The organism is Sulfurirhabdus autotrophica (assembly GCF_004346685.1).
GTDB lineage: Bacteria > Pseudomonadota > Gammaproteobacteria > Burkholderiales > SMCO01 > Sulfurirhabdus > Sulfurirhabdus autotrophica.
The window spans coordinates 1-18,510 of sequence record NZ_SMCO01000026.1 but is presented as its reverse complement, the minus strand read 5'-3'; the positions used below and the strand labels follow the sequence as shown (position 1 = coordinate 18,510).

Below are 18,510 nucleotides of genomic sequence, written 5' to 3'. Positions count from 1 at the left end.
GTAAACATTTTAACATTTATGTCGATTAACTAACAATATATGTCGATAAATTAATTTAGTATTATTTTGTCCTAAGGTTTTTTTGTGTTTTTTTTAGCTGTTGCACTTTATTTTTTTCTGGCTTGTTTCATTACTTGGCAAGTGCTCTTCCCTTCTGGGCGAGAATTAATTCTACGCACCCTTTCCGGCATTGCACCCCGAGTACATAATCAATTAAACAAGTTGGGTAATGCCCAGTCGCAAACTGTCAAATCTCTGGCATTCAACACCACCATTTCTTCTAATAAGGCACGTGAATTTACAAAACAACATCGCCAGCTTTTATTAACGGGCATCATAATGATCAGCCTGCCCCCCATACTTGCATGGGTATTTAGCGGCAAAACCATGCTGGGCGGGTTTGAGGATTCAAACCGTTACGAAAACACACAAATTGCTGAACTCCTTAAGGGTGAACAACTTGTTCCTCCCCAGGCCCTGCCTCCTGAAATATTCACTACAGCTGAGGTTACCCAAATCCGGCCTTTATTAATTGGAGCCAGTCGTAATTGGCAATTACTCAACAATAACTTTGCCCAGCAACTCTTGCTTGTTTTTAAAATCATGAAAGAGAAACATGGTTACGACATGGCTATTCTGGAAGGTTATCGAAGCCCTGAAAGGCAAAACATGCTTGCCAGTCAAGGGCCAAGTGTCACAAACGCCAAGGCATTTCAAAGCTATCACCAGTTTGGTCTGGCAGCAGATTGCGCATTTTTACGTGATGGCAAACTGGTTATCTCAGAAAAAGACCCATGGGCAATGAAAGGTTACAGACTCTATGGTGAAGTTGCTGAATCGTTGGGATTGCACTGGGGTGGTCGCTGGAAAATGATGGATTTTGGCCATACGGAGTTTCGTATAGCTGGTGTCATACAGAAATAATTTTTTTAGCTGAATTAAAGCGTATTAGGGGAAATTTATGGGCAGAGCGTTAATTGTATTAGGGGATAAAACATCCCATGGCGGCACTGTCATTGAAGCATCAGGCCAGTCCGACAGTGGCAATATTCGTATCGCCCGCGTGGGTGACAAAGTGACTTGCCCTAAAAAAGGGCACGGCACATGCCCCATAGTGAGTGGAGACCCAACACTAATTATTGATGGCCAACCTGCAGCGCGTCACGGTGACACGACCGCCTGTGGCGCCACCCTTATTGCCAGTCAGTCTTTCACGACATCCTGAAATGCGTCAAATTATATTAATTAACTTTAGGACGGCGTACATCTGATGCAGCAATGGGTCAGACAGTCACTGTTTGTAAGCATCGTATTTGTCACTGTCTGGGTGATGATGGTGATTTACTGGCAGACAAGCAACAGTTTACCCAGTACATCCGAAATAGTGCTTTATCTTTTCGGCGTGCCTTTTGGTTTATTGCTTTCCGTATGGCTGATCCGCCAAGGCATGAGTTTTTTTTCTGCCAAACCCGCTGTGAATAATTCTGACGCACAGATTTCTCAAACTAATGTCGTATCGGAACAGGAAAAATTCGCCAAACAAGAGCGGGAATGGACATTACATATCATTAGCAGTGCAATCGCTTCACCTCATGGTCAGTCAACCGACGAATTAGCTGCCAATCTCACTTCCGATGATGCCAAAATCAATCTGGATGAAGAGCTAATAGACAGTAACGGGTTCCCAATATTTTCCGGACGCATCCAGGATCTGGACGAAGATCTTTATCGTACCGCGCTGGACAGCTGGTTGATTTCACGCAATCTGCCTGAAGTGGCTTGGAGCACTGAACAATTACGCGCCGTGACTTTAGGCAGCAATATAACCATTGAACTGGCCCAACAGGCTGTTACGTACCCCGCTCTCCAAGAATACATTTCCACGCCGCCAGAAAAGCGCAAGCTTGTTTTGTTACCCCCACTTCATTTGCTCACTGCTTTGCCTACGCACTGGGAAGCAGAAAAGCACAAAATTGCGACTGAATGGTTCACCCATTTAATTGAAGAACAAGGCTGGCCATTAGAAAAAATCGTGAGCACTCCCACAAATACAATCAATAACCGTGACCCGCTGAGTATTATTGACAGGTTCAGTGTCCAGATTCACCGCCAGGATATTCCATGCCTGGCGATGCTCGTTACCTGCGAGTCCTATTTGGGCGAAGCTATTATTTCAACGTGGGAAAATACCGGAAATTTACTCACAGGAAACAACCATAATGGACAGACACCCGGGGAAGGTGCCGCAGGCTTACTCATTAGCGATGCGGAACAGGCAAAAAATTTCGACCTGGAAAGTCAGGCTATTATTCATCGTGTATCTAGCGGTAAACGCGAGAAATCAGCTGACAGCAGTGGTCGAATCAGCTCAGACTTTTTAACTAAATTGGTCAATGATGCACTGACCGTTGCCAAAATTGACGCAGAAAAAGTGACGTTTATCGCATCGGATACCGATCATCGTGCCAGCAGAAACGCTGAATTACTGGAAATGGCGTATGTAACTTTCCCTGAGCTGGATTTATTAACACAATGCCTCAAGGGCCCTGCAAAATGTGGATCAGCCGGTAACGCATCGAGCGTGACAGCTCTCGCCTTGGCCCATCATGCCGCTTCATATGATTCAACGCATGCCCTATATGTCAGCAATCAGGACCCTTTCACGCGAACAGCTGTGATTCTGAGCCCGATTGAAGTTGTACCCGAACAAGAAATAACCACTACTTAACTCATTCACTATTTAACTTGAAGCAATATTATGATGCGACAAATTTGGCAATTCCTCACTGATTCACGATCCCTTGCTGTAATTGGCTTTGCGGCGCTGGCTGCCTTTTTATTTTTAGGCGCAGATGCTCTTCAAATTGCCGGCATCTGGGCTGGTGCATTAATCGCATTGGTATTCCTAATTTGGCTGTCAGCCTGGCTGATACGTAAGTGGCGAGCCCGACAGGCCTCGAATCAGATTGGCAGCATGCTTGAGCAACAGGCTGAAAAAGCCTCTGCTAGTGCTGCAACCGTTAAACGTGACGAAGTAAACGCCATTCAAAAGCGTATGCTGGAAGCCATTTCCACTATTAAAACCTCAAAACTGGGGCAGTTGTCAGGGTCAGCCGCACTTTATGAATTACCCTGGTACATGATCATTGGAAACCCAGCCGCAGGGAAAAGTACTGCTATTGCTAATTCTGGACTGCAGTTCCCATTTGCTGATAAGAACGGCAAAATTGTCCAGGGCATTGGCGGAACAAGGAACTGTGATTGGTTTTTCACCACTGACGGTATTTTGCTTGATACTGCCGGACGGTATTCAGTTCACGAAGAAGATCGCGATGAATGGTTCAATTTTCTGGATTTATTGAAAAAGTACCGAAAGCGCGCGCCTATCAACGGTATCATTATTACAGTCAGCATTGCCGAGATAACTGGGAACCGTCCGGAATTCGGTATTAATCTGGCTAAAAATTTGCGCCAGCGTGTTCAAGAACTAACAGAACGGCTGGAAGTATTTGCCCCGGTTTATGTCATGTTCACCAAAGCAGATCTGATCACCGGTTTTAGCGAATTCTTTTTTGATAGTGACTTGGGAGAACGCGACCGGGTCTGGGGTGCAACACTCCCTTACAGCCTGAAAAACACCAATCAGGATGTTTTGTCATTTTTTGATGAGCGTTTTGATGAATTGTATGACGGATTAAAGGAAATGAGCCTGGCCAACATGTCCATGAATCGGGGCGACACAATGCCACCGGGCATATTGACTTTCCCGCTGGAGTTTTCTTCTATCAAAGGACCGCTACGTTCATTCATCGCGACACTCTTTGAAGAAAATCCATTCCAGTTCAAACCTGTTTTCCGTGGATTTTATTTCACCAGCGCCTTGCAGGAAGGCACTCCAATCAGTACATCGTCAGAACGTATCGCTGAGCGATTCAGCCTTAATTTCAGGCAACAGAAACACCCGGAAATTCACTCCAAACATGGTTTCTTCTTGCTTAACCTGTTTCGGAAAGTGATTTTTGCCGATAAGGAACTAGTGACGCAATATGCCAGCCGCAATAAAACGCGTGCCAGATATGTCACATTTTTTGCAGCAATGGCTTTACTTGGTTTATCGCTTGGAGGATGGAGCTGGTCCTACATGGGTAACCGCCAATTAACTGCAAATATCCAGGCTGATCTGGACAAAATTGTCAAAATTCAAGATAAAAATACCAGCTTAAAATCCAGATTCGAAGCACTTGAAATTCTTCAGGATAGAATTGAGCAACTCGATAAATATAGCGAAAGCAGGCCAATGTCTGTGGGATTAGGGCTATATCAAGGTGATTTGCTTTCGCGCAAACTGCGTGAGGAATACTTTGCAGGCATTAGAGAAATCATGCTTAAGCCTGTAGCCGGGAACCTCGAAGCATTTTTAGCTGAAATGAACAACAATGCAGGCAAACTTGAACAAGCAACTCATGCGCCACAAGCATCCGGCTCCACAACCAGCAATATGAGTGCCGATGCAGCTCAGGGTAACAATCCATTATCTGCAATTGCCAATAATACGCCCCAGCCATACAAGGATGCTTCACCAGCCAATGTAGAAGACGCCTATAACGCATTAAAAACTTATTTGATGCTAAGTGATAAATCTCATGCTGAACCCAGCCATCTCAATGACCAGCTCACACGATTCTGGCGCGGATGGCTTGAGAGCAATCGTGGTGCAATGCCACGTGAGCAAATGATTCGTAGCGCAGAACGCATGATCAGTTTTTATCTATCGCAACTAAGCGACCCTTCATGGCCCACAATCGAAGAAAAGCTGTCGCTGGTTGATCAGTCTCGTGACAACTTGCGACATGTTGTACGCGGTATGGCTGCACGAGACCGTGTTTACGCAGATATTAAAGCACGCGCCTCGACTCGATTCCCAGCTTTGACAGTAGCACGTATCGTCGGCGACCAGGACAAAGCACTGGTTGTTGGCAGCTATGCTGTCCCAGGCACATTTACAAAAGATGCATGGGGAAAATTCGTTGAAAATGCATTTAAAGAAGCTGCAAACAAAGAATTGCAAAGTGCTGACTGGGTATTGAAAACCGCTTCAAAAGACGACCTAACACTAGAAGGCAGCCCTGAACAGATCCAGAAGGCGCTGATTAATCAATACAAAACCGAATATGCCAACGAATGGCAAAAGTTTATCAAAGGCATCACCATTTCCGACCTGAATGGATTTGATCAGGCCGTTACTGCAATGAACCGCATGGGCGACCCGCAAACATCCCCTATCAGCAAATTGGTCAATACGGTTTATCAGGAAACATCCTGGGATAATCCATCATTACTCAATGAAGGGTTACAGCGCACTCAGCGAGGCGTAATTGGCTGGTTCAAAGAAAAAATTCTTCGCCAGACACCGTCCCAGCTAAACGTCAATATCAATTCAGACAACATACCAACCTCCGGTATCCCAATGGGGCCAATCGGCAGAGAGTTTTCAGGTGTTGCAAAACTGATTGTTACAAAAGACAAAGACGCCTCATTAATGAAAGGTTACATGGCAACATTATCTAAGCTACGTACCCGCTTCAATCAGATAAAAAATCAGGGAGATACTGGACCAGGAGCCAAGCAATTAATGCAACAAACTCTGGATGGCGGCAGTTCCGAACTTGCCGAAGCCCTGAAATACGTGGATGAGCAGATGCTTACAGGTATGACCGATTCACAAAAACAGGCAATCAGACCTATTTTGGTGCGGCCGCTGATTCAAGCATTCGCGGTCATTATCAAACCAACTGAAACAGAAATGAACAAAATATGGGTAGCTCAGGTTTACGAACCTTTTCAGAATACACTGGCAAATAAATACCCCTTCGCTCCAGATTCCAAAATTGAAGCTACCAATGCTGAAATCGGTCAGATTTTCGGTTCTGAAGGCTCGATAGCGAAGTTTGTTAATACATCGATGGGACCGCTAGTAGTAAGGCGAGGCGATGTACTGACACCAAAAACATGGGCTAACATGGGTATAACGCTTTCGCCTGCCGTAATGAGTAATTTTTCCAATTGGGTTGCACCTTTAAGTGCAGGGGGAATAGCCACCTCATCTACCGGGGGCGCTGCCGAAGCGCAAACCATATTTCAGATTCATCCATTGGCATCACCTGGGATATTGGAATACACCATAGAAATTGATGGGCAGCAATTGCGTTACCGCAACACGCAAGCACAATGGAGCAACTTCGTGTGGCCCAACCCTCAAGGTACGCCAGGAGCACGCATCACGGCAGTTACTTTTGATGGCCGCACAGTCGAAATTGCAAATCAGCCTGGCCACTTTGGGCTGGAAAAACTGATCAGCTCTGCTGCACGCAAACGAAAAGACAATGGCGTCTTTGAAATGAGCTGGGCCAATGGCAACGTTTCTGTTTCAATTGATCTGAAAATCATCAGCAGCCCACAGGTTTCAGGCGCTGCCAACAATAGCTCTACTCCACACAATCAGGGGTTCCGAAATATGAAGTTACCTGAAACCATTACGGGTGGCGCCCCTGTTTCTGCTGAAAATACCGGGACAGCAGATTCTCAAAAGTTGGCAGGAGCAGCGCAATGAGTAACATGTCAACTCAAACAAGAATCGGCTATTTTGGCAAAATACCTGCCCGCGGTGACTTCATCAAGGCAACGGACAATATGCCGTTGATTCACGTGCTGGATGACTGGCTTGCTCAAGCAATGGAACTGCTTTCTCACGACCCACGCTGGAAAATCACTTATGATGCCGTCCAGCCATTTCATTTCGCTTTTATCGGCCCGCGCAGTAACCGTGCCATTGCAGGACATCTGGTTGCAAGCAATGATCAGGCCAATCGACGTTTCCCGTTTCTTACCATGAGCACGATGGAAATCGAAGATTCATCCAGATTCGTCGCCAGTAGCCCCATGATGTTATCCCGTCTGTGGAATCGGCTCGAAACACAGACTGTAAATGTCTTGTCAGCAGATGACCCCACTCCAATGCTCCAAAACCTGTCGACAACTCCTGTCAATCTTGAATTAGATGCTACGGCCTATGAAGCAGCCTTTACCGATTTTCTGGAATTTCAGACCATGGGTGTATTAGGTGAAATGCTTGCTCACTCGGGTTTTAAAGGCTCGCCACGTCAATTAATGTTAGCACTTGGACTCTTATTACAACCAGTCATGGCCAGCAGTTCAAGCAGGCTGGATAAAAGCCTTATTTTGCCTTTGCCCGTAGATCCGATGTATCGCTATCTGGTAGCCGCATTCTGGATGCATTTAATCACGCCCTTTTTAATGCGTGCAGACTTTGAACTATCCCTGTTTTTCGCTCAAATTGAAGCAAAACCTTCCATGATAATGGGTTTCAGCGGCGCTTCCGCCCGCACTTTGCATGCCATCATGGACCCTCTATTTGGACTGGAGCACCATATTTCATTTGACAATACGGAGTGGGTAGAAGAACAAATAAACACAGATTACGGCATGAAAAAATTATCTGCCTATCTGGCTCAACCTAACCTTTCCTTGAAATCGGCTCACGATTCATTCCATGAAACATTTATCGGAACTTAATATCATGCGTTACATATGGATTGCCCTGCTACCCCTGCTTGCCACCAATCAGGTCGGGGCACAGAACTATACTCCCGAAACCGCATCGCCCAATCCCGGTCAAGTTGTAGTCAATGGTACTGTGCCTGATGAAGCAAGCAAAATTGGCGTACTGACACGCTTACGAGAACTGTATGGAGCAGATAAGGTAGTTGATCAAATTGCTGTTGGCTCAGTAGTCGCGCCAGCAAACTGGAACGCATACGTGCAAAAACTGATCAACCCAAACTTGAAACTGATCAGCCGGGGACAATTCAAGATAGACGGTAACGTTGTCAGCGTACGTGGTGAAGTTGCAAATGAATCACAACGTCAGCAAATAGCCAGTGAAATTGCCACCAGCCTTAACTCAACCTATACCGTTAACAATGGCCTGCGCGTTTCATCTTCTCAGCAAGGTATTCTGGATCAAGCACTTTCTAATCGCACTATTGAATTTGATTCCGGCAAAGCCACCCTCACCTCATCGGGAAAAAGCATTCTGGATGAAATGTTGACTGCCTTACTTAAATTAAAAGGACAAAAATTTGAAATTATTGGCCACACTGACAATCAGGGACTTCGATCCAGCAATTTAGCACTCAGCAAAGCGCGTGCTGATGAAGTTAAATCCTACTTTTCAGATAAGGGAATAAATTCAGAGTTGATGACCACATTTGGCCAGGGTTCAGAGAGACCAATTGCCAGCAATGATACTGTAGATGGGCGGGCACGCAATCGCCGCATCGAATTTAGAATTGCTCAGTAAGACCAATACTCATCAACCACCCACAGCCTAAAGTTGGTGAGTTAGTGGCGAGCTATCTGTTCGGATTTTACTATCCTGCCCCACCTACGCTTCTGCATTACTCTTCTGGGTCAGCCGCCTTCTGTTCCATACCCAATAGCTCCTCCACATGAGCTAATGATACGGCATCTTTAATCACTGTTTTCAACCATGTATGCAAAGGAATATCTCCCCAGTTAGCGGCTTTATCAGCCAGATAACCTACCGGACTGTGAGGTTCAGTACGTCTGAAAAACTCTGCCACCTGTCTTAATTGGTTTAGCGCCTGAGCGCGAGTCTGAATTTCTCCACTCACAGCTGAGATCGATGGCGCTACACTTGCAGCATCAACCTGAGTGGGTGCTGCAACTGATACACGTTGCGTAACAACACCTGCATCCTGAGCAAACCGAGTCACTGTGTGAATCACTGCGCTCAATGCATCTTTTACCGCAGAAAATCCAGGGCCATCAATCCCCAATCTGGCATCAACCGACTTTTCAAGCTGAACTACTGCATCCAGACAGTATTGTGAATCAACCAATATTTTTTCGTAAAATCCTCGGGTGCTTTTGCGACGGGCCGATTCTATATCAACCAGCTTAAGCCCGGTATCAGAACCACCCACTTCAGAAGCCGATTTATCAGTATTTGCTGCGCGTATTCTTGCAGCTTCAAAATCAATTGTTGAATATGCTGTCTTCTTACCTTCAGTGAGTGGCATTTCACGAACCAGCTGGGCAGCACGGACAAGCAACCAGCTCAAATTCCCTATGCGCTGTTCTTGATCATTACCCTCTGCCAATGGATAGAGCCCATTCCAGTATTGATCGCAAAGTCCTGCAATGAGTAAACAACCATCCCCCAAACCACGAAAATGCATAATTTTGGCGCTAGCTTCAGTCAGCCACACCGCCAAGCGCAGATCTTTGCTTTTTAATTCAATCAGTGAAGTGCACTGTTGAACGACAAATGGCCAGTCTGCTTCTTTCAGCTTGGTTACCCACTCCCCTTGATCCAGCGAAGGGTCATCAAATCGGCGGGCTTCAGAAATGGCATCTATCTCACTTGAAAATGACAAATCCTCACCACAAGGTTTGGAAACACTTATCGGGTTAAGCAATTGACTCACACTAAACATAATATCTCACAAAATACCTGATCCAACTGGCTGAAAATTAACAAGAGGGTAATACTAAGCAGTCATCAAATAAATGCGTTCATATCAGTTTTTCTACAAAAAATTAATCAACCTGATATCAAACCAACTCTTGAGCACCCGCAATTTTAGCCCTATTTACTGAAAAATTAGATTATACCCAAAAAATGCCAAGCAAATTATTATAAATGCCATTAAAATATATGCCATTATTTTAAATAAGTAACTAGTAACATTTTTTTCAAATAAACGTTCATATGCAAAAAATATATTTTCACTCAGCAGAACTGACACGTATGTTGATCACGATCGCATTATTATTGAAGAACCTCCATGACTGACGCATTACAAGCGGCTGCAAATTTACTCTCCACCTTGCTTTCCCGCTGGACTCAAACAGATCGACTGCTGCACTTGCATACTGTATTGGATACGACCCACGGCCCGAACGTACTGCTTGCCGAACAACTTCGCTGTGTTGAAGGCATCGGCATTCTGGATGATGATGTGACCAATCTGGAAGAAGCTTCAACTTCACATGGCTTCAAATTTGAACTGACAGCACTTAGTCAGGATTCCCACCTTGAATTAAAAGCGCTCATCGGACAACCTGTGCTGCTAGAAATGCTCACCTCAGCCAGCAGAACCAACCTGCGTCCGTTTCATGGCTATATTACCCGGGTTGAGTGTGTTGGTTCAAATGGCGGTGTTGCGCGTTACAAACTGATCATCGAACCATGGATTGCATTCCTCAGCTTCAGGCGCGACAGCACCACCTATCAGGATATGACTGTTTTCGACATTATCGAATCCGTCTTTAAAGATTACGAAGGCCAAGGTAAACTGATACCTGCGTGGCGTCTGGACATAGCTGATCGCACGCTGTATCCCAAACGTTCACTGACCACCCAGTATCAGGAATCCGATCTGGCTTTCATAGAACGATTAATGAACGAAGAAGGCTTGTTTTACTGGTTTGAACACGAAGGCAACGCGCAAAGTACCAGCCTGGGTGCACACACCATGGTCATTGCTGACCATAACGAAGCATTCAAGCCTAATGCACAATCTGTTATCAACTTCACCCAGCCCGGTGCAGTCATGAAAAGTGACAGCATTGACCGCTGGCGTAGCGAGCGGCGCTGGCAGACCAATGCAATTGAACTGGTGAGCTGGGATTACCGCAGCGTTGACACCCGCCCTGTCGCAGCTCACAGCAGTACTGAGAACAGTACCGACAGCATGCCACTGGTCAGCCAGGATGCCCCAGGCGTATACAGTTACGAAAACCGCGAACAAGGCCAGCGCATTGCTAACAACCAATTGCAAGCTCTGGAAGCCCACAACAAGCTATTTACAGGCGCAGGTACCGTCCGCACCCTTTCTCCCGGCACTACCTTCTCCCTGCAGGGTCATGCAGAACTTGATCAGGAAATTGATAGCGCAGCACGAACCTTTGTCATCTTGCGCATCGTTCACCTGGCCCACAATAACCTCAGCGCAGAACTCCAATCCCAGATCGAACTGGCATTGGGTCTGAGCGAGCTAAACAAAGTTAATCAAGATGTTACAGCGCTTGATAACTTACACGCAACCGGCAATGCCATGGGCGAACGCCCCCTGTACCGCAACCGCATGGATGTGATCCACAGCAGCATTCCTTATCGCAGCCTGTATAGCGATGACCAAGGCCGCATGCTGCATCCCAAGCCTACTGTCTTCGGCCAGCAAACTGCCATAGTTGTAGGCAGCGGCGGTCCAATCCACACTGATCGCGATCATCGCATTAAAGTGCAGTTTCACTGGCAGCGCGGTCAGAACAGCCACAGTCGCTTAAGCCATCCTAGCACTGACGGCCATACTGGTGCACCAGCCAATGAGCAGGCAGGTACCTGGGTACGTGTTGCCACTCCTTTAGCGCCTATAGCAGGAACAAATTGGGGCAGCCATGCCCTTCCCCGCGTGGGGCAGGAAGTATTGGTGGATTTCGTGGAAGGCGATATCGACCGCCCAGTCGTCATCGGCAGTCTTTACAATGGCAAGGGGCAAGCAGACGCCCAATCTAATCAATTCAGCCAGGGCACAGGCGTGGCTACCGGCAATGCTTCTGCCTGGTTCCCCGGTGAACAGGCAGGCCATGCCCACCCTGCTGCCCTTTCCGGCATTAAAACCCAATCCATGAACGCCAGTCAGTCTGGTGGAGGGGCTTATAACCAGCTGGTATTCGATGACAGCCCAGGCCAAAGCAGAACCGTACTGCAAAATCATGCCAGCCCGCATCAGGGCACCGCAGAATTGAACCTGGGTCATTTGCGCCACCAGTCGGATAACCAGCGGCTGAATCCTGCGGGTTTTGGTGCAGAACTCAAAACCCGGCACAGTGCCGCTCTGCGTGCTGGACAAGGCTTATTGCTAAGTACCCATGCCCGCCCTAACGCCAGCAGTACCCAACTGGATTCCAGAGAAGCTCTGGCGCAGATCGAACAAAGCCAGCAGTTGCAAGCTAACTTGGCTGACACAGCGCAAAAGCACAACGCCAAGCTACTGGGTGAACCTGCGCCGGACAAACTACCCGCTATTGCGCAAATGCTCAACAGCATAGAAGTCGTCACTAGCACCACCGCTGGTGCTAGTGACGGCACCAGCGGTGGTGCCGGGCAGGTGACCGCTTACAGCGAACCTCATATGCAATTCTCCAGCCCTTCAGGCATTGCTGCCAGCACACCTGCCAATGCAATATTTGCAGCAGGTAACACCAGCAGTATTACAGCGGGGCAGGATATTAACTTTGCCGCCCAGGGCAATACCCACCACGCGGTGAAAGGCGGCATCAGCCTGTTTACTTATGGCAAAGCGACCAACACCAGCAAGCCGAATCAGGAAACCGGCATCAAGTTACATGCCGCCAGCGGTAAAGTAACCAGCCAGAGCCAGTCAGATGAAACCAGACTGACGGCGGATAAAAGCATTACCGTAGCCAGTATGACCCAGAGTGTGACTGTGGCTGCCCCTAAACATGTGTTGCTGACGGCGGGTGGGGCTTATATCAAGATTGAAGGCGGGAATATTGAGATTCATGGGCCAGGGACGATAGCGTTTAATGCAGGAATGAAGACGTTGACGGGGGGAAAGAGTAGCAGCCCTTCTTTGCCTGAATTGCCTAAAGGTCAAAATTTCCAGTACGCTAAGCAACTCATGATTACTTCTTTGGAGGGTATCACATTGGAAGGCGCTTCTATTAGACTGTTCAAACCCGAAGATAAATCCGTGATGCTGAATGGAACTGTCGGCCCTGATGCAGCATCACCTGTTGTTGAGCGAACTGGGGCACAACAATATACTGCCATAGCTGGGTATACCGAATGGAGTTTTTCCTTTACCGATTTGGATCTATCTGACGAGTACAGCCAGAATATGAATGGGTTTCCAGGTGAAAGTGCAGAAGATGGCCGCGACGAAGAACAGGATCTTGGGGGAGCATTAATATGATTCAACAGCCTATTTACACTGTAAAATCTGGCGATACCCTTTGGGGAATAAGTCATAAAACGGGTGTGGATATCAATCATTTGGCCAAGATAAACAACTTGCATGGAAAGGCGCTGCACACATTGCGCATCGGGCAGACTATCACCCTACCAGCCACCACTGCGCTGCACGATACAACCTTGGACATTAACATCCTAGATCTTACTTTCAAACCCATCAAGAACGCACACCTAAAGCTTGAATATGATGGAGACCTCCATGAAGTTACTGCCAACTCTAATGGTGTTGTGTCCAACATCCACATCAACGATCATGCCCAAGGGTTAAAAGTCCAATTTCGAGGTATTGATGGCAAGTACATTTTGATTGCCGAACACAAAACGCTTCCACTGGGGCGCAAACTGTTGACACTAACTTCGCGCGAGGTAGTGCTTAAGGGGGCTTATTACGCAAAACCAGGCGCACAGAGACAAACTAAAACATCGATCAAACACGAAATAGTGCGCGCCAATAACGGCGTACATATCAAACCCAAAGGTGCTACACCCAAGCCCGATGCTGCGCTTGGTGCAGCACCCACCAGTGTAAACAAAGAAACCCGCGTGGAAGGCGGCATCCCAGTGCAGGTTGCGGCTACGATATTCACCGAAGGCAATCTATTACTCTCACCTGGTAACGAAAAGTATCGCAAACTTATCCTTGCCAGTGCGCAACGATATGGTTTTACGCCACATACGCTAGCAGCGCTGATCGATGCGGAAGCCAGCAAATCGAAAGACACATGGGAAGCAGACTCTTTTAACAAAAGCACGAACGCAGCCGGACTAACCCAGTTTCTGAGGAGCACATGGCTGGAGATGATGGCAGAACCGCGTTCACTGATGAACCAACGGCTCAAGCAGGAACAAAAATTTGACAAAATCATAGGTGAACTGGATTCGTCTGGTGAGTATTGCCTCTATTCCGTAAAGGGAAGTGGCAAGAACCAGATCAAGGAGGAATTAAGCAGCACTCTAATTGCCAATCTACTTAAATGGCGATTCACACCGGAATACGCCATTGATACAGCGGCACTCTATGGCAAAATCAACCTTGAAAAACTCGCCAAGCGTGGCTTGAATGTCGCCTCACTCGCCCCTGAAGATTTGGCCAAGGTCATGTATCTGGCCCACCATGAAGGGGCTGGTGGGGCGGTGGCTGTGATTAAAGGGACACTTGACGATAAAAGAGCTAAAAAAAATCTACCAAAACAAGTTGGTAATATACAAGCAGCTTCACTGTTTGCGCGTTTTAAAGATAACCACGTAGAGGCTTATTCTTATTGGCTTTACACCTACACTGATTCCAAGATTAACGTCGCACATTTCATGGTCAAATCTGCAGGAGTGGCTCCCAAAAACGCTGCCAAGATCGCTGAAACGCTCGGTGCCCCTATCATTCCAAAACCCGCAGAAAAAGTTGCAGCAAAAGCACCTGCACTTCTAACCAAAGCCGGGGCCTCAGAAGGGTGGCACGATCCTCTTGACAGTTGCACCCTTCGGACTGCAAAACTCGCCAGTGTTAAGAGCGCGACATTTGGCATGGTGCGTAACGGTGGTAAAAAGGCACATCAAGGTATCGATCTGAAAGCCGACCCCGGAACTCCAATATATGCTGTTGCAAATGGAAAAGTGGTGGCATTTAGTCATGATGTATCGCCAGGTAAAGGATATGGCAGGACAATCACTCTGGCTGTAGACATTCAGGACCTACAAAAAAAACAACGTGATTTGGTTTTAGCAAAAAAGGCCGATGCTGAAGTTGTATATTTTTTCTATGCGCACCTTAAAAACATTGATGCAAATATAAACGTGAATAAAAACGCAGAAATTGCAATTGCCAAGGGAACAATAATAGGGACAACTGGCGACACAGGTAATGCAAACGGTATGGATACCATTAGCAACGGTGCTCATCTGCATTTTGAAGTTAGACTAGAAGAACACCCCAGAACTAAACTTCTTGACCGGCTTGATCCAAAACCATTCATTAACCAGTGTAATTAAATAGATAACCAAAATAAAAATGTTAAAAAAATATTCGTTTTTGATATTAAGCGCTTTTCTTTGCTTCATTTTTATTGCAAACGCAAAGGATGTGACCTCAAACACCAAAAAGAAACTTCCAATTGAGTGCACCGATCATGATAATTTCGATATGACTGATTGCGAAAAAGCACGTCAACTCGAACAATGGGTAAGAGATCAAGAAAAAGTACCTGATGATAAGCGTTTTTTATCCGCAATGATGGGTGAAGACTTACTAATTGAGAAATTTTCAGGATTTCGTATAGGCCTTCATAAAATCCAAATTGCGGTAATTAAAGATATGGTAACTAGTGTAAAAATTGGTGTTCCAAATGTTACGGGTATGTATGCAATGGGCGCTGCCAACGGGTGCGATATCATTAGCTCAATCGATATTTTGAACAACACAGAATATTTCACTTTTTTTAGATGGGAATGTCAATCAACCAAAAAGAATGGTGCTAGAGAAAAAAGATATGATTACTATAATTACGATAAACATTACCGACGGTTGGACAATGTAATATCTTCAAGTTACCAAAAAATATACCCCTCACTAACTTATACTAAAGGTACATATAAATTCCAATGGCTTAACTATAAGCAAAGTGATGGAACGCCAAACCCAATTTTTTATAATTTCAAAATATCAGGTAACCGCCCGGCTGATTTAAAATGTGGCCGCACATGGAATGACGAGTGCGACATAACTATGATTGCCCCAATACCTCAAAATCAGTACAAGATACTTGATGAGTGATTAACAACAACTAGATTCCCGTGAAGCTCTGGCGCAGATTGAACAAAGCCAGCAGTTACAAGCGAATCTGGCTGAGACAGCGCAAAAGCACAACGCCAAGCTACTGGGTGAAACTGCACCGGATAAACTACCCGCTATTGCGCAAATGCTCAACAGCATAGAGGTCGTTAAAAGCACGGCAACCGTTGCCAGTGAAGGCACCAGCGGTGGTGCCGGGCAGGTGACCGCTTACAGCGAACCTCATATGCAAATCTCCAGCCCGGCAGGCGTAGCTGCCAGCACACCTGCCAATGCAATCTTTGCCGCAGGCAACACCAGCAGTTTTACAGCGGGGCAGGATATTAACTTTGCTGCCCAAGGCAATACCCACCATGCGGTGAAAGGCGGCATCAGCCTGTTTACTTACGGCAAAGCAACCAACGCCAGCAAGCCGAATCAGGAAACCGGTATCAAGCTACATGCCGCCAGTGGTAAAGTAACCAGCCAGAGCCAGTCAGATGAAACCAGATTGACGGCGGATAAAAGCATTACCGTAGCCAGCATTACCCAGAGTGTGACTGTAGCCGCCCCTAAGCATGTGTTGCTGACGGCGGGTGGGGCTTATATCAAGATTGAAGGCGGGAATATTGAGATTCATGGGCCAGGGACGATGGCGTTTAATGCAGGAATGAAGACGTTGACGGGGGGGAAGAGTGAATCACTTACACTACCCACGTTTACAAACAGCACCCTTAGCTTGAACACCTTTGAAAGGCATACCTATGCTGCTCAGTATCAGGTTTTTGAAGGTGAAAATCTAGTTCCCAATCAGCCTTATGTCTTAACGCTTCCAAATGGTACCAAACACTATTCAACGACTAATACTGAAGGTAAAACACTTAAGGTCGGAACGTCAGAATCTAAAGATTTAAAACTGACATTATTGGAAAAAGACGATTGGATACAAGAAAATATTAATGTATGGCATCAAGAAATGGACAAACATTGGGGCTAATGTGATCAAATTCCTGTCGGTTAATGATGCCATTTCCGGTTGTTAGTCAGCGCCAGCCATTGAATTCAAAAAGCCATATGCAAAAGTTCGCTGGTGGCTTTACTCAGAATTTTTTACAACATTATTTTTACTACACTATGAAAATCAAAAAACATTCATTCTCAACTTTAGGACTCATTGTTATATCGCTGGTTAATGTCGCTTGTTCTGCTCGAGATTTCGAACCCTAGACCGAACAAATGACTTGCGGGGAAGCACAGTACAAACTGGTGTCAATGTGCAAAAAATCTAACGACTCCATGACGTTGAACGAATGCAGATCTCAAACCTTGGAGATCACACACAACAATATAGTGCGTAAAGTAAAATTACCTGAACTAAGTAAGTTTAGTGCACGACTCTACCAAAAAGTCGGCGGGAATATAAATGAATTATATGTTACTCAATGGGGGTGCGGTCACAGCGACAAGATCAATGTAGCTATACTTTATTACTCAATTGGGGGAGGGTCAGCTCCTTATGCAGATTCTTCTGCGATGTATGCTGCTACGGGCGTACTTATCGAAGATGAAAAATTTGAAAAATACCGTAATGCAACTAGGGACGGCCTCGGCCACTTGAAATCTGTACGTTCAATTATGCCTGATTGAAGGGTAAATATATGCCAACTATTTACGAATTTTTGTGAGCCAAAAAAGGTCGCGCTTATAGGGAAGAGCAAATTAAAAGTTTCTCTTTTTTGAATCTTAAACCCATTATAGAAAAACCAGCTGGCGCTTTGGCAGGCCTCTCACGAATTCATGGGGATGCCGCGCCCTTGGTACAAGATAAAATTATCGATATATTGGTTGAAATTGGCGCACGCTACAAACTATCATATCGCGATATTGCCCACCTGCTACTTATTTGCAAAATTGAGTCAGGATTCAATCCCGATGCTGCCGCAGGTACATCCTCAGCAGGTGGATTGGGACAATATACAAAAGTTACAGTCAAAGAAGCAGCCAAATCCAATGTTTCAAAACTACGCTTAGGCTTTAATCTGGATTTATCAGGCGACTATATTTTTGATGCTGAGCATGGAGCATATGGTGTAGTTCTATCATTCATGATCGCCAAAGAGCATGCCATTGAATTCTTTGCTAAAGATTATGAAAAACATCTCTACCTTTTTCATCATGAGGGTTGGTATTTCAAGCCAACTAAAGAACATATGGAAAAAACTCGTCCTCAAGATGTACTGAAAATTATAGATAAAAACATAATTCCACACCTTGATGCATTAGAAAACCTTCTATCCAAGAAAACGGAAGTATCGTTCAAGCTTCTTACCAAAGACGAAAAACCTTACCCAGATCAACCTTATGTAGCCATTTTTCCATCGTCAAGCCCGTCAAAGCACAAACCTGGAATTGTGCAAGGAAATACAAAAAAAGATGCCGAATTCATTTTTGGAAAAACGGATAGTGAGGGAAAAACACAAGTTCTCAAAACGAATGGACTGGCGGAAATACTGTTTATTATTTTAAACAAAGATTATAAAAAGTTACCTGATTATAAAGCATCCTCAGCCAGTCTTATTCGACACAGGGGATGAGGCCGTGTAACGGCCGAGGCCCTAAGCAATCTGGTGAGGATAGTGGA

Annotated in this window: 13 protein-coding genes; 12 read left to right on the top strand and 1 reads right to left on the bottom strand. The window is 45.8% G+C overall.

Going from position 1 to position 18,510, the window contains the following annotated elements; all coding sequences use genetic code 11:
* Positions 1-84 precede the first annotated feature (84 nt).
* Genes EDC63_RS16575 through EDC63_RS16550 form a run of 6 tightly spaced genes read left to right on the top strand, consistent with a single transcriptional unit; the run spans position 85 to position 8,380 of the window.
* A complete protein-coding gene (locus EDC63_RS16575; RefSeq protein WP_124946941.1) occupies positions 85-924 on the top strand; it encodes a M15 family metallopeptidase in 840 nt (279 codons plus the stop codon).
* Positions 925-961: 37 nt separating this feature from the next.
* Positions 962-1,225 (top strand): PAAR domain-containing protein, encoded by a 264-nt coding sequence (locus tag EDC63_RS16570; protein ID WP_124946940.1) that lies wholly within the window; start codon positions 962-964, stop codon positions 1,223-1,225.
* A 45-nt stretch (positions 1,226-1,270) separates the two neighbouring features.
* Positions 1,271-2,728 (top strand): hypothetical protein, encoded by a 1,458-nt coding sequence (locus EDC63_RS16565; protein ID WP_124946939.1) that lies wholly within the window; start codon positions 1,271-1,273, stop codon positions 2,726-2,728.
* A gap of 30 nt (positions 2,729-2,758) precedes the next feature.
* Positions 2,759-6,610, top strand: a complete 3,852-nt coding sequence (gene tssM / locus EDC63_RS16560) for a type VI secretion system membrane subunit TssM (RefSeq protein ID WP_223248320.1) — start codon at positions 2,759-2,761, stop codon at positions 6,608-6,610.
* Entirely contained in the window at positions 6,607-7,593 is a 987-nt protein-coding gene (gene tagF, locus EDC63_RS16555; RefSeq protein ID WP_223248319.1) for a type VI secretion system-associated protein TagF, read from the top strand. The genes tssM and tagF overlap by 4 nt, the downstream gene beginning before the upstream one ends.
* A 4-nt stretch (positions 7,594-7,597) precedes the next feature.
* Positions 7,598-8,380 (top strand): OmpA family protein, encoded by a 783-nt coding sequence (locus tag EDC63_RS16550; protein WP_124946938.1) that lies wholly within the window; start codon positions 7,598-7,600, stop codon positions 8,378-8,380.
* Positions 8,381-8,477: 97 nt separating this feature from the next.
* On the opposite strand, the gene tssA is transcribed toward EDC63_RS16550, so the two are convergent.
* Entirely contained in the window at positions 8,478-9,539 is a 1,062-nt protein-coding gene (gene tssA, locus EDC63_RS16545; RefSeq protein WP_124946937.1) for a type VI secretion system protein TssA, read from the bottom strand.
* A 351-nt stretch (positions 9,540-9,890) separates the two neighbouring features.
* Between tssA and EDC63_RS16540 the strand changes: the two genes are divergently transcribed.
* The 6 genes from EDC63_RS16540 (at position 9,891) to EDC63_RS16515 (ending at position 18,463) form a co-directional block, all read left to right on the top strand.
* The gene (locus tag EDC63_RS16540) at positions 9,891-13,046 is read left to right on the top strand and encodes a type VI secretion system Vgr family protein (protein ID WP_132920963.1); all 3,156 of its coding nucleotides are present in this window, start codon (positions 9,891-9,893) and stop codon (positions 13,044-13,046) included.
* Positions 13,043-15,091 carry a peptidoglycan DD-metalloendopeptidase family protein gene (locus tag EDC63_RS16535; RefSeq protein ID WP_124946936.1) on the top strand — a complete coding sequence of 683 codons (2,049 nt, stop codon included), beginning with the start codon at positions 13,043-13,045 and terminating at the stop codon, positions 15,089-15,091. The genes EDC63_RS16540 and EDC63_RS16535 overlap by 4 nt, the downstream gene beginning before the upstream one ends.
* Before the next feature lie 19 nt (positions 15,092-15,110).
* A complete protein-coding gene (locus EDC63_RS16530; RefSeq protein WP_124946935.1) occupies positions 15,111-15,872 on the top strand; it encodes a hypothetical protein in 762 nt (253 codons plus the stop codon).
* Between the two features lie 145 nt (positions 15,873-16,017).
* Entirely contained in the window at positions 16,018-16,866 is an 849-nt protein-coding gene (locus EDC63_RS16525) for a DUF2345 domain-containing protein (RefSeq protein ID WP_223248316.1), read from the top strand.
* A gap of 299 nt (positions 16,867-17,165) precedes the next feature.
* Positions 17,166-17,516: a hypothetical protein gene (locus EDC63_RS16520; RefSeq protein ID WP_124946933.1), complete on the top strand. Its 351-nt coding sequence runs from the start codon at positions 17,166-17,168 to the stop codon at positions 17,514-17,516.
* Between the two features lie 89 nt (positions 17,517-17,605).
* The gene (locus EDC63_RS16515; RefSeq protein ID WP_124946932.1) at positions 17,606-18,463 is read left to right on the top strand and encodes a lysozyme family protein; all 858 of its coding nucleotides are present in this window, start codon (positions 17,606-17,608) and stop codon (positions 18,461-18,463) included.
* Positions 18,464-18,510: the final 47 nt, after the last annotated feature.

Bases quoted from the DNA above. Each gene is read 5' to 3' on its own strand.
- EDC63_RS16565 (WP_124946939.1), top strand. From the start codon at position 1,271: ATGCAGCAATGGGTCAGACAGTCACTGTTTGTAAGCATCGTATTTGTC.
- EDC63_RS16520 (WP_124946933.1), top strand. From the start codon at position 17,166: ATGACGTTGAACGAATGCAGATCTCAAACCTTGGAGATCACACACAAC.
- EDC63_RS16535 (WP_124946936.1), top strand. From the start codon at position 13,043: ATGATTCAACAGCCTATTTACACTGTAAAATCTGGCGATACCCTTTGG.
- tssA (WP_124946937.1), bottom strand. From the start codon at position 9,539: ATGTTTAGTGTGAGTCAATTGCTTAACCCGATAAGTGTTTCCAAACCT.
- EDC63_RS16530 (WP_124946935.1), top strand. From the start codon at position 15,111: ATGTTAAAAAAATATTCGTTTTTGATATTAAGCGCTTTTCTTTGCTTC.
- EDC63_RS16525 (WP_223248316.1), top strand. From the start codon at position 16,018: ATGCTCAACAGCATAGAGGTCGTTAAAAGCACGGCAACCGTTGCCAGT.
- tagF (WP_223248319.1), top strand. From the start codon at position 6,607: ATGAGTAACATGTCAACTCAAACAAGAATCGGCTATTTTGGCAAAATA.
- EDC63_RS16570 (WP_124946940.1), top strand. From the start codon at position 962: ATGGGCAGAGCGTTAATTGTATTAGGGGATAAAACATCCCATGGCGGC.
- EDC63_RS16540 (WP_132920963.1), top strand. From the start codon at position 9,891: ATGACTGACGCATTACAAGCGGCTGCAAATTTACTCTCCACCTTGCTT.
- tssM (WP_223248320.1), top strand. From the start codon at position 2,759: ATGATGCGACAAATTTGGCAATTCCTCACTGATTCACGATCCCTTGCT.
- EDC63_RS16550 (WP_124946938.1), top strand. From the start codon at position 7,598: ATGCGTTACATATGGATTGCCCTGCTACCCCTGCTTGCCACCAATCAG.